19 protein-coding genes are annotated in these 21766 nt (G+C 55.8%); 15 read left to right on the forward strand and 4 right to left on the reverse strand.

Features of this window, described 5'->3' with window-relative positions:
• Nucleotides 1-165 precede the first annotated feature (165 nt).
• A complete protein-coding gene (locus TH5_RS18285; protein WP_114123055.1) occupies nucleotides 166-687 on the forward strand; it encodes a glycine cleavage system transcriptional repressor in 522 nt (173 codons plus the stop codon).
• A gap of 2 nt (nucleotides 688-689) precedes the next feature.
• On the opposite strand, the gene TH5_RS18290 is transcribed toward TH5_RS18285, so the two are convergent.
• A complete protein-coding gene (locus TH5_RS18290) occupies nucleotides 690-1850 on the reverse strand; it encodes a GGDEF domain-containing protein (protein WP_114123056.1) in 1161 nt (386 codons plus the stop codon).
• A 407-nt stretch (nucleotides 1851-2257) separates the two neighbouring features.
• Between TH5_RS18290 and TH5_RS18295 the strand changes: the two genes are divergently transcribed.
• Nucleotides 2258-3244, forward strand: a complete 987-nt coding sequence (locus tag TH5_RS18295) for an HpcH/HpaI aldolase/citrate lyase family protein (RefSeq protein ID WP_114123057.1) — start codon at nucleotides 2258-2260, stop codon at nucleotides 3242-3244.
• A gap of 71 nt (nucleotides 3245-3315) precedes the next feature.
• On the opposite strand, the gene TH5_RS18300 is transcribed toward TH5_RS18295, so the two are convergent.
• Nucleotides 3316-4338: a zinc-binding alcohol dehydrogenase family protein gene (locus TH5_RS18300; protein WP_114123084.1), complete on the reverse strand. Its 1023-nt coding sequence runs from the start codon at nucleotides 4336-4338 to the stop codon at nucleotides 3316-3318.
• Nucleotides 4339-4484: 146 nt separating this feature from the next.
• On the opposite strand from TH5_RS18300, the gene TH5_RS18305 reads away from it, so the two are divergent.
• Nucleotides 4485-4850 carry a winged helix-turn-helix transcriptional regulator gene (locus tag TH5_RS18305; RefSeq protein WP_114123058.1) on the forward strand — a complete coding sequence of 122 codons (366 nt, stop codon included), beginning with the start codon at nucleotides 4485-4487 and terminating at the stop codon, nucleotides 4848-4850.
• 12 nt (nucleotides 4851-4862) lie between these two features.
• Here the strand turns inward: TH5_RS18305 and TH5_RS18310 are convergent, their stop codons facing one another.
• Entirely contained in the window at nucleotides 4863-5366 is a 504-nt protein-coding gene (locus TH5_RS18310; protein ID WP_114123059.1) for a GNAT family N-acetyltransferase, read from the reverse strand.
• Nucleotides 5367-5524: 158 nt separating this feature from the next.
• Here TH5_RS18310 and TH5_RS18315 point away from each other — a divergent pair, with 158 nt between their 5' ends.
• The 7 genes from TH5_RS18315 (at nucleotide 5525) to TH5_RS18345 (ending at nucleotide 14985) form a co-directional block, all read left to right on the forward strand.
• A complete protein-coding gene (locus TH5_RS18315) occupies nucleotides 5525-6481 on the forward strand; it encodes an acetyl-CoA carboxylase carboxyltransferase subunit alpha (RefSeq protein ID WP_114123060.1) in 957 nt (318 codons plus the stop codon).
• A gap of 130 nt (nucleotides 6482-6611) precedes the next feature.
• A complete protein-coding gene (locus tag TH5_RS18320) occupies nucleotides 6612-7427 on the forward strand; it encodes an ion transporter (protein WP_114123061.1) in 816 nt (271 codons plus the stop codon).
• A gap of 133 nt (nucleotides 7428-7560) precedes the next feature.
• On the forward strand, nucleotides 7561-8340 hold the full coding sequence (locus TH5_RS18325; protein ID WP_114123062.1) for an MBL fold metallo-hydrolase: 780 nt from the start codon (nucleotides 7561-7563) through the stop codon (nucleotides 8338-8340).
• A gap of 87 nt (nucleotides 8341-8427) precedes the next feature.
• Nucleotides 8428-11607, forward strand: coding sequence for an ABC transporter transmembrane domain-containing protein (locus tag TH5_RS18330; protein WP_114123063.1), 3180 nt, complete (start codon nucleotides 8428-8430; stop codon nucleotides 11605-11607).
• Nucleotides 11608-11633: 26 nt separating this feature from the next.
• Complete coding sequence (locus tag TH5_RS18335; protein ID WP_114123064.1) at nucleotides 11634-11882, forward strand: hypothetical protein; 249 nt, start codon at nucleotides 11634-11636, stop codon at nucleotides 11880-11882.
• Between the two features lie 175 nt (nucleotides 11883-12057).
• The gene (locus tag TH5_RS18340) at nucleotides 12058-13545 is read left to right on the forward strand and encodes an NAD-dependent succinate-semialdehyde dehydrogenase (RefSeq protein WP_114123065.1); all 1488 of its coding nucleotides are present in this window, start codon (nucleotides 12058-12060) and stop codon (nucleotides 13543-13545) included.
• 39 nt (nucleotides 13546-13584) lie between these two features.
• Nucleotides 13585-14985: an aspartate aminotransferase family protein gene (locus TH5_RS18345; protein ID WP_114123066.1), complete on the forward strand. Its 1401-nt coding sequence runs from the start codon at nucleotides 13585-13587 to the stop codon at nucleotides 14983-14985.
• Between the two features lie 208 nt (nucleotides 14986-15193).
• Here TH5_RS18345 and TH5_RS18350 read toward each other — a convergent pair whose 3' ends face one another.
• Nucleotides 15194-16213: a TRAP transporter substrate-binding protein gene (locus tag TH5_RS18350; protein ID WP_114123067.1), complete on the reverse strand. Its 1020-nt coding sequence runs from the start codon at nucleotides 16211-16213 to the stop codon at nucleotides 15194-15196.
• A 237-nt stretch (nucleotides 16214-16450) separates the two neighbouring features.
• Here TH5_RS18350 and ehuR point away from each other — a divergent pair, with 237 nt between their 5' ends.
• The 5 genes from ehuR to eutB all read left to right on the forward strand — a co-directional run bounded on the left by ehuR (nucleotide 16451) and on the right by eutB (nucleotide 21762).
• Nucleotides 16451-17848 carry a MocR-like ectoine utilization transcription factor EhuR gene (gene ehuR / locus TH5_RS18355; protein WP_063093077.1) on the forward strand — a complete coding sequence of 466 codons (1398 nt, stop codon included), beginning with the start codon at nucleotides 16451-16453 and terminating at the stop codon, nucleotides 17846-17848.
• A gap of 154 nt (nucleotides 17849-18002) precedes the next feature.
• Nucleotides 18003-18587: a TRAP transporter small permease gene (locus TH5_RS18360; protein WP_037988174.1), complete on the forward strand. Its 585-nt coding sequence runs from the start codon at nucleotides 18003-18005 to the stop codon at nucleotides 18585-18587.
• Nucleotides 18588-18598: 11 nt separating this feature from the next.
• On the forward strand, nucleotides 18599-19882 hold the full coding sequence (locus TH5_RS18365) for a TRAP transporter large permease (protein ID WP_037988176.1): 1284 nt from the start codon (nucleotides 18599-18601) through the stop codon (nucleotides 19880-19882).
• 97 nt (nucleotides 19883-19979) lie between these two features.
• Nucleotides 19980-20762, forward strand: a complete 783-nt coding sequence (locus TH5_RS18370) for a maleate cis-trans isomerase family protein (protein ID WP_114123068.1) — start codon at nucleotides 19980-19982, stop codon at nucleotides 20760-20762.
• Between the two features lie 10 nt (nucleotides 20763-20772).
• Nucleotides 20773-21762: a hydroxyectoine utilization dehydratase EutB gene (gene eutB / locus TH5_RS18375; RefSeq protein ID WP_114123069.1), complete on the forward strand. Its 990-nt coding sequence runs from the start codon at nucleotides 20773-20775 to the stop codon at nucleotides 21760-21762.
• The last annotated feature ends 4 nt before the right edge of the window (nucleotides 21763-21766 follow it).

Below are 21766 nucleotides of genomic sequence, written 5' to 3' on the forward strand. Positions count from 1 at the left end.
CTTGATGCATCATTTAATTGTGATAACCGACCCGGCATCCACACAGGGGGCGCTTGCGTACAGAAACCCTTGTGCATGCAGAAAATGGGAAAAAGCCGGTGCCCGGAACCTGCAAGGAATGCTATGCTTCATGCCGTCTAACGACCGCCTCAAGGAGCCCCACGCATGAACGCCAATACGCGCATCACCATTTCCTGCACTGATCGTGTCGGCCTGGTATCGGATATATCCGGTCGCCTGTTTGATATCGGAGCCAATCTTGGTCCGACCAGCTTCGTACTGGATCAGGGACGCGCGAATTTCGTCACGACCTGCGAATTGCCTGACACCTGCCCCATCACCGAATGCGAGGCAGCCCTTTTTGAATTGCCGATGGAACAGGCCGAAATAACGGTCGAAGAAATTCAACCAGCCCCGCTTCTGACCCGCGCACCAGGCGCGACACATATGATTGAATGTTCCGGCATTGATCAGCCCGGCCTGATCGCCCGACTGTCGGAAATTTTCATCGAATTCAACGCCAACATCGTGCAACTGGCGGCATCGGCAACCGATGAAAAGGACGCGCGCATTTATACTACGCGTTTTGCGATTGCCATACCGGCGGACCGTGCGGCTGCCTGCCTTGCAACACTCGCCAACACCGCTGGGTCAATGCGCATGCTGTTCCGGTTTGAAGAACTTTAAGCTCAGGTAACGACACGGTTACGCCCGGCCTGCTTGGCGGCATAAAGTTTTTCGTCTGCCTGTTTCAGCACCGCCCAGGGATCGTCGACATCCTCGTCCCACTCCGAAAGACCAACTGAGATTGTCACTGAAACCGTCTTGTTCCTGTCGGGTGGGGCAATTGTGGTCGCAGCAATCCGCTTGCGAAGGGCTTCAAGCGGTTCGTGGGCTTTTTCCGCACTTCTTCCGGCAAAAACGACCGTAAATTCTTCGCCGCCATAACGGAATGCCTTCCCCCCGCCCCCAACACGGGCCAGTTCGCGCGAAACCTTGCGCAACACGATATCGCCGACATCATGGCCATAGGTATCATTGAATTTCTTGAAATGATCGACGTCGAGCATGGCAATCGCATACTGGCTGCCAAGTTCGGCCAAGGTATGGCCAAGTGCCCGACGCCCAGGCAACCCGGTCAGATCATCGACAAACGCCATCCGCCAGGCTTCCTGTGCCAACCCGGCCAGGACTACACCGGTCGCCGCCAGATACCCGAACTTGATAAAGCCCGGCCCCATGACGGTGGCGACCGCAATCGCAATGATCGCTGCGGCAAAGCTGGTTTCAAGCGGTCGATGCAGTACAAGCAATATCCCGACCGACAGGATCGACAGGATCAGGGCCGGTTGCGGCATATCGGCCATGAAGGTTCCGGTGTCGATCAGCCGGTAATTCAGCACCTGATAAAGGGCGGCGCCAACATCGGCCTTGCCGGCCAGCATCAGCATGACAAAAAGCTGCAATCCCAGAACCAGCATCCGCGCAATCCCGCGCGGGTTAAGAACCCCGCGTTCCTTGGTAAAGCCCAGAACCAGCAAATTGACCGGGATAAGATAAAGCGTTGCAATGCGCAGGAATGCCACCCCATCGGCTGAGAATCCGCCACCATTCCCCACCAGCAGCCAGTAGCAGACCAGAAGCAGGATCATGACGAAAACCGCCCGCCCACGGTTAAACCACCAGCCGATCGCACTGCCAAGAACGGCAAGGATGAAAGGCCCGTATCGCACAAGCCCTGCCAGTTCACCCGGAACCAGCCCGGGCGAAAGCGCAAGCACAAGGCAAGCCCCCAAAATCAGGAAGGGTGCCAGCCCAGCTGAGACAAGAATGGTATAAGCGCGACGCATGGGCCGTTTGGTTCTGCCTGAAATTCCCCCAAGGATACGGTATCGGGCAGGCCCGATCCGCAATATCGCCGGTAATCTAACCACTGCATCCTTAAGGGGCCATTGCTTTGTGCCCTGTTTGTGCGTTTTTTCTAATTCAGCCACAAAGTCCCGTTTTTCCGGGTTGCCTTCTGATCGGCATCAGACAATGGTCTTGTGCGCAAAATGGCTTGCATCTGTTAGCATGCGCACCATAAATTGGATCAAATTCGCTCTATCTCACTGCGGCGCACAATGATCGCAGGCGCAGAATTCTGTCACGGCGGCCACGGTACGATCCCGAAAACGGGACAAAAGCATTTAACGCCGGAAGCTTGGCCCAAACAGGCCGATCCTTCCAGAATGACAGGCTTTGGAGAGACGTTACCATGAGCTTCACCACACCGACCCCGGCACCAGCACGTCTGAACCGGTCCGAACTGGCCGTTCCGGGCAGCCGCATCGAACTGTTTGAAAAGGCCGCCAGATCAAAGGCCGATGCGATCTTCCTTGATCTTGAGGACGCGGTCGCGCCAAGCGACAAGGAACAGGCGCGCAAAAACATCATTGCCGCGATCAATGACATCGACTGGGGCGACAAGGTGCTTTCGGTCCGCATCAATGGCCTTGATACACATTATATGTATCGTGATGTCGTCGATGTACTGGAACAGGCCGGTGACCGGCTTGACCTGATCATGATCCCCAAGGTCGGCACGGCCGCCGATGTCTATGCGCTTGATATGATGGCAACCCAGATCGAGGCCGCCAAAGGCCGCAAAAAACGCATCGGGTTCGAACTGATCATTGAAACCGCCCTTGGCATGCAGAATATCCACGAAATTGCAGGTGCCTCGAAACGCAATGAATCCCTGCATTTCGGTGTGGCCGATTACGCTGCATCGACCAAGGCCATGACGACCGGGATCGGCGGCCCGAACCCGCATTATGGTGTGCTGACCGACAAGGACGGCGATAATCCGCGTGATTATCACTGGGGCGATATGTGGCACTATGCCATTGCCCGCATGGTGGTGGCCGCCCGCGCCAATGGTCTGCGCCCGATTGACGGACCGTTTGGCGATTTTTCCGATCCGGATGGCTATCGCGCCCAAGCCGCACGCGCCATGGTGCTGGGCTGCGAAGGCAAATGGGCCATTCATCCCAGCCAGATCCCCCTTGCCAACGATGTCTATTCCCCGTCCGAGGCCGAAGTCACCAAAGCCAAACGCATCCTTGAAGCCATGACCAAGGCACAGGCCGAAGGTGCCGGTGCCGTCGCCCTGGATGGCCGACTGATCGATATCGCATCCATCAAACAGGCCGAAGTCATGGTCAAACAGGCCGAAGCCATTGCCGCACGCGACGCGGGATAAATCATCACACTCTGCCAAGCAAGAAGGGGTGCCGCCCGGCACCCCTTTGTTTTTATGGCAACCGCAACAGGTTAATCCGCGATGCCCTCAAAGGTGATCTTGCCAATGGCCTTGCCGGATTCCAGCAACGCATGCGCCTTGCGCAGGCTTTCAGGTGTCAAGGCCCCGAAACTTTCATTTGCGGTATTTTTCAGGGTTCCGGCATCAATCAAATCTGCCACGGTCGCCAGCAATTTGTGCTGTTCGATCATGTCCGGGGTCTGGAACATCGAACGGGTAAACATGAATTCATAGGAAAAGCTGGCCGATTTCGCCTTCAGCAGATCGACATTGTGGTTTTCCTTGGCTTCGGTAATCGTCGCGATCCGACCTTGCGGGGCGATGATTTCAGCCATCATATCGAAATACTGATCAGTTTCCGACGTGCACAGAATGTAATCGACATGGGGAATGCCGATTGCCTTCAGCTCGTCATTCAGCGGATTGCGGTGATTGATCACCTGATCGGCACCAAGATTTTTGACCCAGTCGATGGTTTCCGGGCGCGATGCGGTCGCAATGACAGTCAATCCCGCCAGTTTGCCAAGCTGGATCGCGATCGAGCCAACCCCGCCTGCCCCGCCAATCACCAGCAGCGTCTTGCCCGCATTGGCATCCTTGGCGTTGCGATCAATCATCATACGGTCAAACAGGGCTTCCCACGCCGTAATCGTGGTCAATGGCAATGCCGCCGCATCGGCAAAGCCAAGCGACTTGGGTTTCGGCGCAACGATGCGTTCATCGACAAGCTGGAACTGGGTATTGCTGCCCGACCGGGTAACATCCCCGGCATACCAGACCTCGTCGCCCGGGCGAAACAGGGTGACATCCTCACCAACGGCCTCAACGACACCGGCCGCGTCCCAGCCAAGGATTTTGAAATTGCCGTCATCCGCCTTGCCGCGACGCACCTTGAAATCAACCGGGTTGACAGCAACACCTTTGACCCGAACCAGAATATCCCGGCCTTCGGCCTTTGGAACTTCCATATCAATTTCACTAAACAACCCGGCCGTATCGACAGGGGCAGCTTTATAAAGTCCGATAGCTTTCATTGTCGGCATCCTTTGTGAAAAGGTTTGATTTGCGAATGCCCAAGACCTAACGCATAATATCGATAAACGTAAGTACGCACAATTCAAGCCAATAGTATCAATTTGTATACTATTGACGTTTTCTGCGGATTTTAAGGAATAAATGAATGGCAACGACATTCAATTGCCCACCGAATCGAAGCCTCGGCTGCCCGGTCGAAGGCACGCTTGATATGATTGGTGGCAAGTGGAAGGGTGTCGTCCTGTTTCACCTGCTCGACGGCACCAAGCGGTTCAATGAATTGCACCGTCTGATGCCCGGCGTCACACAACGCATGCTGACCCGCCAACTGCGCGAGCTGGAGGCCGACGGCCTGATCCACCGCGAAGTCTATGCCGAAGTCCCCCCGCGTGTGGAATACAGCCTGACCGCAAAGGGCGAAACGCTTCGCCCGATCATCCTTGCGTTAAAGGATTGGGGGGAAAGCCACGTGCCCTATTATGCAATCAAACCCGAAACCGACGTCGCCTGATTACCGGTGTGATCAGGCCGTTTTTGCCAACTGTAAGGGCCGCGCCATTTTCCAGAATGTCGTGCGATCATATCCACCATGAACGCCTTCACCGGCGATTTCAAAACCGCGCGATTTGAAAAAGGCAATATTGCCAGTCAGTTCGACCCGAACATGAAGCCGCATGTTTTCCTTGCCCGCACTTTCGGCATGGGCGCAGGCCGCCTCGACCAGTGCCTTGCCGATGCCACCACCCTGAATGGACGGATCGACCGACAATTTATAAAGATAGGCGTCCTTACCGACATCCTCGACCCAGACCTGACCGATAACACGGCCTGCTGAATCATGTGCCAGAAACAGCGTATCACGGGCAAACCGCCATTGAAGTTCGGCAATATTGACCGATTTCGCCGAACTTGGCGGATCGACGATATCGTCCTGAAAGGCAAAGGCAGCCAGGAGGATTTCAACAAGCCGGTCGAACGGAACAAGGGCGGGATCGCGGGGCGATGTGATCTCGATACTGGATGTCATGGATTTCCGTATGCAAAACTGTCACTGTGCAGAATGAAATATACGATATAACCCGTGTATTGATGGAATTTATATGCGTATCGGACCTCAACCCTTGACGTGACGGGTTGATCTACTATGTTCCGCCTCATTGTTTCCCAGCCGGATATGATGCCCTGATGCATAACTTTCTGGATTTTGAAAAGCCGATCGCCGAACTCGAAGGCAAGATCGAAGAATTGCGCCACCTGACCGGCAATGATGAAGTCAACATCGCCGACGAGGTTGCGCGCCTGCAGGACAAGCTGACCAAGCTGCTGCAAAGCACCTATGGCAAGCTGACCCCGTGGCAGAGAACACAGGTCGCCCGTCATCCCGACCGGCCGCATTTCACCGACTATGTCGCCCACCTGTTCGAGGGTTTCACCCCGCTTGCCGGCGACCGCCTGTTTGGCGAGGACGAGGCCATCATTGGTGGCCTGGCACGCCTGCAGGGTCGGACCGTCATGGTGATCGGCCACGAAAAGGGCCGCGATACTGAATCCCGCGTAAAGCACAATTTCGGCATGGCCAAGCCCGAAGGCTATCGCAAGTCGATCCGCCTGATGCGGATGGCCGAACGTTTCGGGATTCCGGTTGTCACACTGGTGGATACCGCCGGCGCCTTCCCGGGTGCCGACGCTGAAGCCCGCGGCCAGTCCGAAGCCATCGCACGATCAATCGAAGCCTGCCTTGATATCAAGGTTCCGCTGATTTCGGTCATTATCGGCGAAGGCGGATCGGGCGGCGCCATCGCGCTTGCGGTCGCAAACTCGGTCATGATGCTTGAAAACTCGATCTATTCCGTGATCTCGCCGGAAGGCTGCGCCTCGATCCTGTGGCGTTCGGGTGACGAGGCCAAAACCGCGGCCGATGCACTGCGCCTGACGGCACAGGATCTGCATCAGCTTGGTGTCATCGATGAAATCATCACCGAACCGCTCGGCGGCGCACAGCGTTCACCCGTTGATGCCTGCAAACGTGTTGGCGATGCGATCATCAAGGCACTTGAAACGATGGACAATGTCGAAGGTGGCGTTCTCAAGGCGCGTCGTCGTGACAAATTCCTTGATATGGGCCGTCACGGTCTGAACTGATTTCACAGGGCGCAGTCGTCAGTATATCTGACCTGCGCCCTGTTTGTGTTTTCTTTCCGGCGCTGTCCCGCCCGTCGGTGAAAACCCCGGTCGCTGCGCCTTTTGAACCGGCACCCGCCGGGAGGGCCTAATGGAAAAGCTGCGCCGGATTGTCGAATCTTCAAAGTTCCAGAATTTCATCACGGCCGTGATTGCGATCAATGCCGTCATTCTGGGACTTGAAACATCCACGACCGTTATGAATGCCGCCGGATCGGTCCTGCATCTGCTTGATCAGATCGCGGTTGCGATTTTTGTCATCGAACTTCTGATGAAACTTGCCGTATATCGGCTGGGCTTTTTCCGGCGTTCATGGAACATCTTTGATTTCACGATTGTTGTCATCACCCTGTTACCAATGGGGCAGGGGGTATCGGTTCTGCGTGCGCTCCGAATCCTGCGTGCTTTCCGACTGATCTCGACCGTATCGTCGATGCGCAAGGTCGTCGAAGCCCTGATGAAAGCCATCCCCGGCATGGTTTCGGTTCTGACCCTGCTGTCGCTGGTATTTTACGTTTCGTCCGTCATGGCAACCAAGCTGTTCGGATCGGGTTTCCCCGACTGGTTTGGCACAATCGGCGCATCGCTTTATTCCCTTTTCCAGATCATGACGCTGGAAAGCTGGTCAATGGGAATCGTCCGCCCGGTTATGGAAATCTATCCACTGGCGTGGATGTTTTTTGTGCCTTTCATCTTGGTTACGACTTTTGCCGTCCTCAACCTATTCATCGCCATTGTCGTCGATGCGATGGCGACCCATGTTGACGTCGAAGAAACGCAGACTCGCAACGAACTTGGTCTGGATCACCACGAAATCCTTGCAGAACTGCGGGAATTGCGGGCTGAAGTCACCCGGCTTGCCGATGGCAAAAAAGACGTCGACACGGTTCGCCAACCCGGCGAATAGCGCATAATATCTTGCTGAACGATGGGTCAGCCCACCGCCTTTAACGGGAAAATTAGCATTTCTCTATCAAAGGGGGTGGTTCTTTGCCCCAAACCTCGTCTAATCTTTCGGCAAAATGTCGGGAGATCGGGGAATGAAGCTTACTTTTGCGGGGACAGGTTCGGCATTCTGCATGGCGGCTGACAATTTCCAGAGCAATATGGTTCTGGAAGCAGTTCAGCCCGGCAGTGACCAACCGGCGCGCATGTTGATTGACTGCGGTTCAGATGCACGGCATTCGCTGCGCAATCTGGGTCATATGCCCAATGACTTTGATGCCGTCTATATCAGCCATCTGCATTCGGATCATATTGGCGGTCTCGAATGGATGGCGCTTGCCAATTATTTCATTTTCGAAGGCCACCGGGTCGAACTGCTTGCGGTTCACGATCTGATCGAACCGCTTTGGGAACACAGCCTGCGCGGCGGCCTGCAAATCAGTGATACGGGCAATAGCAGCCTGTCATCCTATTTCGATGTCACGGAACTCAGCCCCGCCAAGGGCTTTGACTGGCAGGGTGTGCATTTCGATGTCATCCCGGTTGAACATGTCGTTACCGCGCAAAACACCATGCTGTCCTATGCGCTTTTCGGGCATGGAAAAAAGCAAAGCTTTTTCCTGACGACAGATGCGATTTTCAATCCTGATGCCCATATGCCGTTGTACCAAAAAGCAGATATCATCTTTCAGGATTGCGAACTTGGCCCCCGCCATTCCGGCGTTCATGCCCATTACGAACAACTTTTGACCCTGCCCGCCGATATCAAAGCCAAAATGTGGCTCTATCACTATCAGGCCTATCCGAGGCCCGATGCGGTTTCTGACGGCTTCTGCGGATTTATCGAACCCGGTCAAAGTTTCGAGCTTGGCTAACGCCTTACAGGCCGGGTACATTTTGCGCCAAACGAGCAATAGGAACATGCGATAACGCGCGTTCCGACAAAAATATGGGACCCGTGAATGCCGAAGTCGGTTTTTGCCTATATCTGGCGCCACAGCAGTATGCAGCAGATCATCCTGACACTGGTCACGATGATCTCCTTTCCTTTTCTGTATTACTCGCTGGATTTGCCGAAACTGATCGTCAACGAGGCGATCGGTGGCGCAGGCGAACCTTATGACGTTCTCGGGATCGAGCTGAACCAGATCGAATACCTGTTCACCCTGTCCGGTATCTTTCTGGCTCTTGTCTTCATCAATGGCGGGTTCAAGTATTTCATCAACGTCTATGTCGGCGTGATGTCCGAACGGCTTTTGCGCCGGTTGCGCTATACCCTGTTTGAACGGGTTCTGCGTTTTCCGCTGCCGCATTTCCGGAAAACCAGCCAGGGTGAAATTGTTTCCATGATCACCGCCGAAGCAGAACCGCTTGGCGGTTTCTTTGGTGAGGCGTTTTCGCTACCGCTTTATCAGGGCGGTATTCTGGTCACGATCACGGCCTTTATCTTTATCCAGGACCCGTTGATGGGTCTGGCCGCGATTTCGTTTTATCCGTTGCAGGGCTATCTGATCCCGAAACTGCAACGCCGCGTGAACCAGCTTGGCAAACAGCGCGTGCAGAATGTGCGCCGGATGTCCGAACATATTGGCGAAGTCGTCGCCGGTGCGACCGATATCCGCGCCCACGAAACCCAAGGATACGAACTAACCCATTTCACACAGCGGATGGGCCGGATTTTTGAAATCCGCAAGGAAATCTATTTCCGCAAATTCTTTATCAAGTTCCTGAACAACTTCATCGCCCAGATCACGCCGTTCTTCTTCTATTCCATCGGTGGCTATCTGGTAATCATGGGGGATCTCAGCTTCGGTGCGCTGGTCGCGGCCCTTGCCGCCTACAAGGATATGTCGGCCCCCTGGAAAGAGCTTCTGGCCTATTATCAGCGCCTTGCGGATGCCCGGATCAAATACGAACAGCTTCATGAACAGTTCGAACTGCCCGATCTTGGTCGTGAACACGAACTGATCGCGCCGAAATCCGAACGCCTGCCCGGGCCGCTGGATGTCGCGGCCCTATCGTGGGTGGATGATGACGGCACCCGGGTTGTTGAAAATGTGTCCTTCAACATGGCACTGCCGGGTACGGCCCTTCTGACCGGCTCGGCCGATAGCGGAAAGTCACAACTCGCCCGCCTGATCGCGCGATTGCTGACACCGACCGGTGGCCGCATACAGTTTAATGACCGCAATGCCGAAGACCTGCCGGCTTCGACACTGGGGCAACGCTTGGCCTATATCGGCAATGATGCCTATCTGTTTAATGGCACCATCGCCGACAACCTGTTTTACGGGCTGAAGCATCGCCCGATCCTTGCCTTCCAATCAGATGACAGCGATGACGATTCGGAAAAACTGAAACTGCCATTACCGAAATTCGTCGACAATGTCGAACTTGCTGACCCGGCCGATCTGCCATGGCGTCTGACCGACGAGATGTACGACGAAATCAAGCGTTCGGGAAATATCCCCTATGACCCGGCAGCGGAATGGATCGACTATGTCGGGCCCGGCTTCAATTCGATTGATGAATTGAAGGCCGAACTGATGCGCCTGCTCGAAGTCGTGCAGCTTGACCGCGATATTTACCGCATCGGCCTGCAACGCCGCATTGATCCGAAAGAACGCCCCGATCTGGTCGAGGCCGTTCTGGTTGCCCGCCCGAAACTCAAGGAAATTCTTGCCGAACGTGGCCTGTCCGATCTGGTCGAACCCTATGACATTGACCTTTACAACGACAATGCGCCGGTCGGCGTGAACATTCTTTTTGGTGCCCCGGCCCGATCCGATTTCGAACGCACGGCGTTCCTGTCGCATCCCTATATTCAGGAAACCCTGCGCGAGACCGGACTTTACGAAGTCATGATCAGCATCGGCCGCGACACGCTTGATCTGATGATCGAACTGTTTACCGGCCTGCCGCCCGGACACGAATTCTTTGACCGTTACAGCTTTATCTCGGCCGACGAACTGCCCGAGGTCAAAAACATGCTGAAACGCACCGATGGGGTCGCGATCACGGATATGCGCGCCGAGGATAAGCTGAGGCTCCTTGACGTCGCCATGAACCTGACCCCGGCACGCCATCGTTTGCGCGTGATCGATGACGAATTCCGCCAACTGGTTTTGAAAGCGCGACCGAAATTCTACGGCAATCTGCCCGACGATCTCGCTGAAATGATCGACTTCTTCAAAGTCGATGAATATGCCGCCGCCGCCCCGGTCATCGATAACCTTCTGTTCGGTCGTTTTGCCTATGGCCGTGCGAATTCCGAGGAACGTGTCGGCGAAGTTCTGTTTGAAATCGCCCATGAAGGCGGTCTTTACGAGGCGCTCGTCACACTCGGCCTTGAAAGCCAGGTCGGTGTCGGTGGCAGTCGCGTTTCGCAAAGCCTGCGCCAGAAGATTGCGCTGGTCCGTGCTCTGATCAAAAATCCCGACCTGATGGTTGTGGACGAGGCCCTTTCGGCACTGGATCGTGAAACGCGCGAACAGGTTATTGCCTGGCTGACCGGACAGGCCGAACATCGCAGCGTGATCTGGGTCGATGGCGATGATACTGACAGTCAGCGTTTCGGGACTTATCTGCACATGGCGAACGGCAAGATTGTCAAACGCCAAAGCCATGCAATAGACGACGCCACCGCCGAAGAGGCCGAGGAAGAAGCCGCCGAAGTAGCACCCGATACAAGCGATGGCAGCATCGAAGAGGAAGTCCGGTTGCTTCGGACCATTCCGCTGTTCGCCGGTCTCGACCCCAGCGTGATCAAGCTGCTTGCCTTTACCAGCCCGCGCCTGACCTTCAAACGTGGCGAGGTACTGGTCAAACAGGGCGACCCTGGGGATGCGGCCTTTATCGTGATTTCCGGTCGGGGCGAAATCTGGCTGACGACAGAAGAAGCCCAGACAATCAAGCTTCGCGATGTCGAACCCAAGGAAGTGATCGGTGAAATCGCCCTTCTGGTCGATGCGCCGCGGTCCGCAACCATTCGCGCGGTTGAGGAAATGACAGTCCTGAAACTCGATAAAAACGAGTTCCTTGGCCTTGTCCGACAGGACCAGGCGGTTGCCGTCCAGTTGATCCGTGTTCTGGCACACCGTGTTGATGTCACCACCAAACAGCTTACCAGCCGCAGTGGCTGAGTGAATTACACTCGACCGGACCTGTTATGAACAAGATCGCCTCCATCATTATCGCCGCCGTTTTCGCCATCGCTTTGCTTGGCGGGATGGCGGCAATGATCGGCGGCGGGCTTTTGGGTGCCATTGTCTTTATCATTGGCATTCCGGTCGCCTTTCCGATGTCCACCAGCATCGTTGTGCTGTTCTTTGCAGTGATCATCATCCGCACCGTCATCGAGAAACGGCGCGAACGCCGCGAAATGCGCGCTTTTCTCAAAGATAACGCCGACGATTGAATATCCGCACAGCCCCCGGCAGAAAAAACATCTGCTTTCGACCGGGGCTTGCCAAAAAAACCGCATCAAATCGCATCGAGTTCGGAGACCTCCTCTGCCAGCTTGTTGATAGCCTGCTGGCAGTTCAACAAACAGGCTGACGCCATATGCGCGGCCTTGTTTCAAGGAGGTTTTCATGACGGCACAACTCAAAGAACAGCGCTGCGTGTCGTTAAGCCAGCTGTCCGATCTTCGGCTTCTGCGCGAACATGCCTATATCGACGGGCGCTGGTGCTCGGCCGACAATCGCCAGATTATCGAAGTCACCAATCCGTTTGATGGCGCGTTTCTTGGAACCGTGCCCAATATGGGTATTGCCGAAACCCGCAACGCGATTGACGCGGCCCATGCGGCCTTTCCGGCATGGGCCGCCCTTCTGCCACAGGATCGTGCGGCACGTCTGCGTCGCTGGTTTGACCTTCTGATCGAAAACAAGGAAGACCTTGCCCTTTTGATGACGCTTGAACAGGGCAAACCGATTTCGGAATCCCGTGGCGAGATTGATTATGCCGCAAGCTTCATCGAATTTTTCGCCGAAGAAGCCAAACGGGTGAATGTCGAAAACATTTCATCCCACCTGCCCGGCCGCAATATGACCGTCAAACGCGAACCGGTTGGCGTAACTGCGGCGGTAACACCATGGAACTTCCCGTGTGCGATGATAACGCGCAAGGCCGCCGCCGCACTGGCCGCAGGTTGCACCATGATCGTTCGCCCGGCCACCGAAACGCCGTTTTCGGCTACCGCCCTTGCCGAACTGGCCGAACGTGCTGGTATCCCGGCCGGTGTCTTTAACGTCGTGACCGGCGATCCCAATCCGGTTGTTGGCGAGCTTTGCGGCAACCCTGTTGTGCGGGCGCTTTCGTTCACCGGTTCGACCGAAGTCGGTCGGTTGCTGCTGTCGCAGGGTGCACAGACCATCAAAAAGATGTCGATGGAACTGGGCGGGCATGCCCCCTTCATCCTGTTCCCCGATGTCGATCTGGATGAGGCCGTCACGCATGCGCTCGGTGCCAAATTCGCCACCAGCGGGCAGGATTGCCTTGCGGCAAACCGCATCTTTGTCCATCGCGACATCTATGACGCGTTCCTTGATCAATATGCCAAGGCGATTGGCGAATTGCGCGTTGGCAACGGACTTGATGAAACCACCGAAATCGGTCCGCTGATGCATGACCGTGCGGTTGCCAAATGTGATGAACATGTCGCAGATGCCCGCGCCAAAGGTGCCCGTGTTCTGACCGGTGGCAAGAAAATGGGCGGGCTTTTCTATGCCCCGACCCTTCTGGCCGATGTGACAGAGGATATGAACATCTATCATCAGGAAACTTTTGGTCCGGTTGCTCCGGTGATCCCGTTCGATACCGAAGAAGAAGTGATCAGTCGCGCCAATGATAGCGAATATGGCCTTGCAGCTTACGTCTATACCAGCGACCATGATCGCGCAGCGCGTGTTTCAAACGCACTTGAATACGGCATGGTCGCGCTGAATTGCGTGAAGATTACCGGCGCCCCGATCCCGTTTGGCGGGGTCAAGCAATCCGGCCTTGGCCGCGAAGGGTCGCGCCACGGCCTCGAAGAATTCACCGAGCTTAAATATGTCTGCGCCGCGTTCAAACCGTAACGCGCGCAGCGGCCACCGCATTCACATGGGAGAAGCACAATGAATGTCATCAAAAACACCACCGCCGATCTGCAGGAAATGGATCGCGCCCATTTCATGCATCCCTCGACCCACATGCGCCAGCACGCGGCGGGAGAAACCCCCAACCGCATCATCAATGGCGGCAAGGGCATTTATATCCATGACACCGAAGGCAGGGAATCGCTTGATGCCTTTGCCGGTCTTTACTGTGTGAATGTTGGCTATGGCCGTACCGAAATCGCCGATGCGATCTATGCCCAAGCCAAGGAACTGGCCTATTACCACACCTATGTCGGGCACGGGAACGAGCCGGTCATCCGCCTGTCGGATCGTATCGTCAAATCGGCACCAGAAGGCATGCAGCGCGTCTATTACGGCATGTCGGGTTCGGATGCGAACGAAACCAACATCAAACTGATCTGGTATTACAACAATATCCGCGGCCTGCCGCAGAAGAAGAAAATCATCTCGCGCTGGCGTGGCTATCATGGTTCCGGCATCATGACCGGCAGCCTGACGGGCCTGGCAGCCTTCCACAACGCGTTTGACCTGCCGCGTGCGCCGATCCTGCACACCACCTGCCCGCACCATTACTGGAATGCCGAGGCCGGCGAGACAGAGGCCGAATTTGCCAAACGCTGTGCCGATGATCTTGAAAAACTGATTCTGCGCGAGGGCCCGGAAACCGTTGCTGCCTTTATCGGCGAGCCGGTCATGGGCACGGGCGGCATCATCACCCCGCCCGAAGGATACTGGGCCGCGATCCAGAAGGTTCTGAACAAATATGATGTGCTTCTGGTTGCCGACGAGGTCGTCACCGCATTCGGCCGCACCGGGTCCTATTTCGGTTCACACCATTACGACATCAAGCCCGACCTGATCACGATTGCCAAAGGTGTGTCTTCGGGCTACCTGCCGCTGTCGGGTGTCATCATTGGCGAACGCGTCTGGAAGGTTCTGGAACAGGGGTCCGATAAAATGGGGCCGATCGGCCATGGCTGGACCTATTCCGCCCATCCGGTCTGTGCCGCTGCCGCCAACGCCAATCTCGATATTGTCGATGGTGAAAACCTGACCGGCAATGCGGCCGATACCGGGGGCTATTTCCAGAAACGCCTGCGCGAAACCTTTAACGAGCATCCGCTGGTTGGCGAAGCGCGCGGTGTTGGTCTGATGGCGGCACTGGAATTTGTCGCCGACAAAACCAAAAAGGAACGGTTCGATCCGAATGCGAAAATCGGCCCGCGCGTTTCGGCCGCCTGCCTTGAACGCGGCATGATCGCACGTGCGATGCCGCATGGTGATATCCTGGGCTTTGCCCCGCCGCTTTGCATCACCAAGTCCGAAATCGACAAGGTCATCGACATCGCCAAACAGGCCGTTGATGCGGTTGCCGACGAAGTTGCCAGCGGCAAATAATAAGGCTCACACCATCCCCACCCGGTCTTCTTTATGACGACCGGGTGCACCACAGAGGCCGGACCCATGCCGGCCTCTGTTTTTTGTCAGTACAAAATCATTTTCCCGACACATGCGTCTACCAAGCAGACAAAAAGAAACCCCTGCGGCCAACATTGCAGGGGTTTCAGATATCATCCCACGAAGGGGGAATTGCGGTCAAAGATGATTACATCTCGGTGCCGAATTCCTTGCGAAGCGCTTTCAGCACTTCTTCGGTGTCACCACCGACTTCCTTGACAAGGCTGTCACCAATACCGGCCGATGCCTCTTTGAAGGCAGCGCGCTGTTCATCATTCAGACGAATGACTTCGATTTCTGGCTTGGCTTTCTTGATGCGATCAAGTGCCTCGGCATTTGCCTTTTGCTGCGCTTCATAGATGAAGTCATCGAGTTCCGATTTGACTTCCTTAAGCATATCTTTGCGCTCGTCAGACAGACCTTCATAGAAGGCAGCATTCGATACCACGGTGGTGGTATATTGCTGCTGACCGGCATAGATCAGATAGTCGGTAACTTCATAGAATTTCGCACTTTCGATGAAGAAGATCGGGTTGACCTGTGCATCGATCACGCTGGTCTGAAGGCCGGAATAAACTTCACCCCACGGCAATGCCACCGGATCGGCACCGAAAGATTCATAGCTTTCGATCAGGATCGGCGACGTCATGACACGGAATTTCACCCCATCAAATTCGGACGGCTGGGTCACCTTTTTCTTGGTGGTCCAGACCATCTCGCCTTCGGGATACATGGTATAAAGCTTAAGACCCTTGGACTCAAAATCCTTCGACAGACCTTCATAGATCGTCGGGCTGCTCGACAGGACTTCCTTGTTCACCTCGTTATCCTGCGACAGCAGGTAGGGAACGCCGAAAACCTGAATTTCCGGAACAAAGGTGCCAAGATGGCCCGGCGACGCGTTCGAGAACTGGACAGCCCCCGCCGTCGTCAGTTCGGTAATGTCGTTTTCGGTACCCAACTGGCCATAGGTGTAGACGGTAACCGTCACATCACCGTTGGTTTTTTCCTCGACCAGGCGCTTGAATTCCTGTGCATACAGGTCCTGCACATCGCCCGGGCTTTCTTCATGCGCAAATTTCCATTCTTCGGCTTGGGCGGCTGTCCCGGCAACCGCAAAGATTGCGGCGGCAGACAGGGTCGCCTTGAAGAGCTTGTTCAAACTCATATCGAAGTCTCCCTTATTATGCCGCGACGACCGGGATTGAACCCTGGACCGGCGGCGATTAGTTGGCACATCAATGTCATGAACGCGCAAAGTGTTGAAATGTTCCTGCATCAGGTCAATGTTAGTTTTGTATCATGACAAAATAACATTGACGTCTACACATTAACCCTCAGGTCATGTTAGGGTCGAAAAAACCCCAAGGGTAGACAAGGGTAGACAAGGGTAGGAATCGACAAGATGTGGCTGCCAAATATTGACCTGAGCGGCGATACGGGACCAAAATACAAGGCCCTTGTCGAAGCAATCATCACCGATATCGAGGCAGGACGCCTTCGCCATGATGTCCGGATGCCGACCCATCGTGAACTGGCCTATCGGCTGCATGTCAGCGTGCAAACCGTCAGTGCGGCCTACAAGGAAGTAGAACGACAGGGTTATCTCAGGTCGGAACGACGGCGCGGCACATTCGTTCAGGCACGCCTGACAGATCGCGCATCGACCTTTATTCTGGACAATCGCCAGCCCGACCTGATCGACCTGTCGATTGTGCGCACGGCCTATACCGATTTCCACAATGATCTGTCGCGCCAGATTCACAGCAAGCTGGCCGAGGAAACCCACCATAACTGGATGGAAAGCTGCCGCCCGGTCGCAGGGTTCGAATACCACCGCGAAATCGGCAGCAAGTGGCTGGCATCAATGGGAATTTCGGCAGAACTTCCCAACATCCTGATCACCAATGGCGCGGCACAGGGGGTGTTTACCGCCCTTGCCACCGTGGTTCAGCCCGACGATGTCGTGCTGACCGAAAGCCTGACCGATCATGGTGTCATTGGCACTGCCAGCATCCTTCGCTTCAAGCTGGGCGCATTGCCAACCGATGACGAAGGCATTCTGCCCGACGCGTTTGAACGTGAATGCCGTGCGCGCCACATCCGCGCCCTTGTCGTGACCCCGATCTACACCAACCCGACCAACTGCCTGATGGGGCTGGAACGGCGCAAACGAATCGCCGAGATCGCCGAGCATTACGGCGTCTATGTCATCGAAGATGATGTCTATCGCCCGCTTCTGGAACAAAACCTGCCGCCGATCACAAGTTTCCTGCCGCGTCTGGGTTTCCATGTTTCCAGCCTGACCAAGATTGTCATGCCGGGGCTTCGCACCGGTTTTCTGGTCGTGCCACAACACCTGTCGATCCGTGCCAGCAGCGTTTTGCGAGTCACCGGATGGATGGGAACACCCCTGATGGCCGAGATCGGCGCGCGCTGGATCACTGATGGCACCGTTGATCAGGCGGTAACGGTCCAACGCGCCCTGATGCGTGAAAGACAGGCCCTTGTTGCCGAAATACTGGGTGATGCCGTGGTCCGCCATCACCCCACTTCGCTAAGCGCCTGGGTGCGCATTCCGCATCACTGGCAGGAAGAATGGTTTGCCTCGGAACTGAGGAAAAACGGCGTTGCCGTGACGATTTCCGACCCGTTCATGACCGTCAAGGTCCCCCGCCCGAATGCCATCCGGATTTGTGTCGGCGGGGCGGTTGATACCCCGTCCCTGCATCACGGCCTGATGCAGATCCGTCACACGATGGAACAGATGCCAGGTGTGCATGCCTTCGACGTTATGTATTGATTTTTGTGTCATGACAAAAATCTGATTGAACCGTCACAAACCGTTTTTATTCTGGCAGTCTGGCGTGAAGCGAGCAGGAAAACGTGTGGGAGGGAACCAATAACCACACACAACGTTCAGCAAGAATGTCTCGCACGCGCATCATGGAGGTCGTATGTCGGATTCTAACGGGGAGGCTCCCGCGCCGAAAGGCGGGGTGCTGTCGGTGCTGAAACGGCTTGATGACGGTTTATCCGTTGTCGAGCGTCAGTTGCTGGGGTGGAGCATCGTGATCATGGCCGTCAATACGGTCGCCAATGTGATCATGCGTCTGGGTTTCAGTTCGAGCATCTTCTTTTCCGAAGAGCTCAATCAATTTCTGATCATTCTTGTCACGTTTGTCGGCATTAGCGAGGCCGCCCGCATGGGGCGCCACATTCGCATGTCGGCCTTTACCGATATGCTGGGCCCGCAGGCCAGCAAGATCATGATGATCATCATCACGCTGGGCACGGCGGCCCTTCTGTTTCTTCTGGCATGGTATTCGATCGGCTATGTTTCATCGCTGATCCAGTCCAACCGCCTGACGCCGGCCCTTCGCATCCCCTATTATTTCACCGTCCTCATCGTACCCTTTGGCCTGACGGTCACGGGGATCCAGTTCGTACTTGCCGCAGCAACGAATATCTTCAGACCCGGAACGCATTTGTCCTACCGAGTGGAAGATACGTTCTCCGACGCTGACGATCATCATCTGTAAGGGGACGGAAAATGGATCTTGGAACCACAATTCTGATTGTGATGCTCGTCCTTCTGGTGCTGGGCTTCCCGATGATGGTGCCGCTGACCATGGCCAGCGTCGTCGCCTTTACCTTTTACATGCCGATTGATCCCAAAATTCTGATCCAGCAAATGGTGACAGGGATTTCACCGGTGGCACTGATTGCAGTGCCGATGTTCATCTTTGCCGCCGATATCGTGACAAAGGGGCATACGGCCAACCGGCTTATCGATCTCGCCATGACCTTTGTCGGCCATGTGCGAGGCGGCCTTGCCGTAACAACCGCCCTTGGCTGCACCATGTTTGGGGCGGTGTCGGGTTCGACACAGGCGACCGTGGTTGCGATGGGCGGCCCGTTGCGCCCGAAAATGTTGAAGGCCGGTTACAAAGACAGCTTTGCCATGGCCCTGATCATCAATGCCAGTGACATCGCGTTTCTGATCCCGCCTTCCATCGGCATGATCGTGTTTGGCGTGGTCGGCAAGGTATCGATCGGTGAATTGTTCCTGGCTGGTATCGGCCCGGGCATCCTGATCCTGCTGATGTTTTCCGCCTATTGCGTCTTTTACGCAAAAAGGAACAACATTCCGACCATCCCGCGCATGAGCTGGGCGGAACGTGGCAAGGCGATTGTGAATGCCGGCCCGGCCATCATGTTCCCGGTTCTGATTGTTGGCGGCATTTATCTCGGCTGGGTCAGCCCGACCGAAGTCGCAGCCGTTTCCGTGGTCTATGCCATCATTCTTGAAGTCATGATCTTCAAGTCGGTGAAATGGTCTGAACTTCTGGAAATTGCCCGTTCGACCGGCCTGATTACCGCTGTGGTCTTCATCCTTGTCGGCGCGGGTACAACCTTCTCGTTTGTGATTTCCTTTGCCCAGATCCCGCAGCACGTAATCGGTGCATTGGGGCTTGAAGGTGCAAACAGCTATCTGATCCTTGCCGCGATCTGCATCGCCTTCTTCATCGGCTGCATGTTCGTTGATCCGATTGTCGTCATTCTGGTCCTGACACCGATCTTCATGCCGCTGGTACGTGATGCCGGGCTTGATCCGGTTCTGGTTGGCACGCTGGTGACGCTTCAGGTCGCCATCGGGTCGGCAACGCCGCCTTTCGGGTGCGATATTTTCACCGCCATCGCGATCTTCAGGCGACCTTATTACGAGGTCATCCGGGGCACGCCGCCCTTTATCTTCATGCTTCTGCTCGCGGCGGTGATTCTGGTCTTTGTTCCGCAGATCGCATTGTTCCTGCCGACCATGGCTTTCCGTTAATCGGCAGATAACCGGGGTCATCCCGGAAAAGAACAACCACAATATCAAACCGGGGTGCGGGCAGTCATTGCCTCACCCCATCAAGGAGTTCAGGACGATGTCCGTTGCCCCCGCGGTCACGCCAGAGCCGGTAGACCTGTCCTATTTGCCCGATCCGGTTGCCCCGGCCGGGCGGATCGGGCTGATTACGCTCGCCACCGATTTCAACAGCGAGGATGACCTGCGCCGCATCATTCCCGATGATGTTGGCCTGTTCACGACCCGCATTGAAAATGCCAATCCGATCACGGTCGACACCCTGCGCAGCATGGCCGACGATCTGCCGCGTGCCGCACGCACCCTGTTGCCGGGCTATGGCGTGGATGTCGCCATTTTCGGCTGCACGTCGGGAACGGCGGTCAATGGATCGGACCGGATCGAAGCCCTGATCAACAAGGGCATGCCGGGTACGGCGGTGACCAATCCATTGCTGGCAACAGATGTCGCATTGCGAACAATCGGTGCGCAAAAAATCGCCGTGGTCGCCCCCTATGTTCTGGATGTCACCCGATCCGTTGCCGAACAACTGATCGCGCGCGGTTTCGATGTGACCCGGCTGATGGGGTTCGGGCTTGAAAACGATATCGATATGACGGCAATCCCGCCGGACGCCCTTTTGGCTGCGGCATTGCAGGTCAATAGCCCTGATGCCGATGCCGTGTTCATTTCCTGCACCGCAATCCGGTCCGCCGAGATTGTCGAACGTGCGGAAAAGCTTCTGGGCAAGCCTGTGATTACCAGCAATCAGGCAATGATCTGGCACGCGCTGCATCTGATGAAATACGACAAACCGGTCACGGGGTTCGGAACCCTGTTTGACCACGCCCCACACAAATCGTAACGAGGTCGCCATGAAGGAACCCATCACACTTGGTGATGTGCTTTCTGCCCGCAAGACCATCGCGGGCCACGTGATCCATACACCACTGCGCCCGTCTGCCAGCCTGTCTGAGCAGATCGGATCGCCCGTGTGGCTGAAATGCGAACACCAGCAATATACCGGCAGCTTCAAACTGCGCGGGGCGGCAAATGCCGTTCTGAAACTGTCGCCCGAACAGAAGGAAAAGGGCGTTGTCGGGGTATCGACCGGCAATTATGGCCGCGCCCTTGCCAATGCGGCGCGCAATGCCGGGGTTCGCGCCGTGATCTGCATGTCCGAACTGGTCCCGAAAAACAAGGTCGAAGGCATCCGCGCCCAGGGGGCCGAAATATGCATTTCCGGGACCTCGCAGGACGAGGCCCAAAAGGAAGTCGATCGTCTGGTATCGGAAAAGGGCATGACCATGCTGCCCCCCTTTGACCATGCCGATATCATCGCCGGTCAGGGAACCCTTGGCCTTGAAATCCTTGAACAGCTTCCCGAAACCGACACGCTTCTGGTGCCATTGTCGGGCGGCGGGCTGCTGGCGGGTGTTGCGCTGGCGGCGAAGTCGATCAATCCGGCCATCCGGGTTGTCGGCATTTCGATGGAACGCGGCTGTGCGATGATCACAAGCCTTCAGGAAGGCAAACCGACCGCGGTCAAAGAACTGCCGACACTGGCCGACAGTCTGGGCGGCGGCATCGGGCAAAACAACCAATACACATTCGATATGTGTGCCGATCTGACCGATGACTTTGTTCTGGTGAACGAAACCCAGATCGCGGACGGCATCCGGGCCGCCTATCACGATGACCAGCAGGTGATCGAAGGGGCCGCTGCCGTTGGTATCGCGGCCCTTCGCGCCGGATTGATCGACAATCCCGGCACCACGGTCGTTCTGTCGACCGGCTGCAATATCGACATGGATTTGCATAAACGTATTGTCGGCGGCGAAGACGTCGACCTGATGGCGGAGTAACCAA

The organism is Thalassospira xianhensis MCCC 1A02616, assembly GCF_003326475.1.
In the GTDB taxonomy this organism is placed as follows: Bacteria; Pseudomonadota; Alphaproteobacteria; order Rhodospirillales; family Thalassospiraceae; genus Thalassospira; species Thalassospira xianhensis.

Excerpts from the sequence above, each read along its gene's own strand:
- TH5_RS18285 (WP_114123055.1), top strand. The coding sequence starts at position 166 with ATGAACGCCAATACGCGCATCACCATTTCCTGCACTGATCGTGTCGGC.
- TH5_RS18290 (WP_114123056.1), bottom strand. The coding sequence starts at position 1,850 with ATGCGTCGCGCTTATACCATTCTTGTCTCAGCTGGGCTGGCACCCTTC.
- TH5_RS18295 (WP_114123057.1), top strand. The coding sequence starts at position 2,258 with ATGAGCTTCACCACACCGACCCCGGCACCAGCACGTCTGAACCGGTCC.
- TH5_RS18300 (WP_114123084.1), bottom strand. The coding sequence starts at position 4,338 with ATGAAAGCTATCGGACTTTATAAAGCTGCCCCTGTCGATACGGCCGGG.
- TH5_RS18305 (WP_114123058.1), top strand. The coding sequence starts at position 4,485 with ATGGCAACGACATTCAATTGCCCACCGAATCGAAGCCTCGGCTGCCCG.
- TH5_RS18310 (WP_114123059.1), bottom strand. The coding sequence starts at position 5,366 with ATGACATCCAGTATCGAGATCACATCGCCCCGCGATCCCGCCCTTGTT.
- TH5_RS18315 (WP_114123060.1), top strand. The coding sequence starts at position 5,525 with ATGCATAACTTTCTGGATTTTGAAAAGCCGATCGCCGAACTCGAAGGC.
- TH5_RS18320 (WP_114123061.1), top strand. The coding sequence starts at position 6,612 with ATGGAAAAGCTGCGCCGGATTGTCGAATCTTCAAAGTTCCAGAATTTC.
- TH5_RS18325 (WP_114123062.1), top strand. The coding sequence starts at position 7,561 with ATGAAGCTTACTTTTGCGGGGACAGGTTCGGCATTCTGCATGGCGGCT.
- TH5_RS18330 (WP_114123063.1), top strand. The coding sequence starts at position 8,428 with ATGCCGAAGTCGGTTTTTGCCTATATCTGGCGCCACAGCAGTATGCAG.
- TH5_RS18335 (WP_114123064.1), top strand. The coding sequence starts at position 11,634 with ATGAACAAGATCGCCTCCATCATTATCGCCGCCGTTTTCGCCATCGCT.
- TH5_RS18340 (WP_114123065.1), top strand. The coding sequence starts at position 12,058 with ATGACGGCACAACTCAAAGAACAGCGCTGCGTGTCGTTAAGCCAGCTG.
- TH5_RS18345 (WP_114123066.1), top strand. The coding sequence starts at position 13,585 with ATGAATGTCATCAAAAACACCACCGCCGATCTGCAGGAAATGGATCGC.
- TH5_RS18350 (WP_114123067.1), bottom strand. The coding sequence starts at position 16,213 with ATGAGTTTGAACAAGCTCTTCAAGGCGACCCTGTCTGCCGCCGCAATC.
- ehuR (WP_063093077.1), top strand. The coding sequence starts at position 16,451 with ATGTGGCTGCCAAATATTGACCTGAGCGGCGATACGGGACCAAAATAC.
- TH5_RS18360 (WP_037988174.1), top strand. The coding sequence starts at position 18,003 with ATGTCGGATTCTAACGGGGAGGCTCCCGCGCCGAAAGGCGGGGTGCTG.
- TH5_RS18365 (WP_037988176.1), top strand. The coding sequence starts at position 18,599 with ATGGATCTTGGAACCACAATTCTGATTGTGATGCTCGTCCTTCTGGTG.
- TH5_RS18370 (WP_114123068.1), top strand. The coding sequence starts at position 19,980 with ATGTCCGTTGCCCCCGCGGTCACGCCAGAGCCGGTAGACCTGTCCTAT.
- eutB (WP_114123069.1), top strand. The coding sequence starts at position 20,773 with ATGAAGGAACCCATCACACTTGGTGATGTGCTTTCTGCCCGCAAGACC.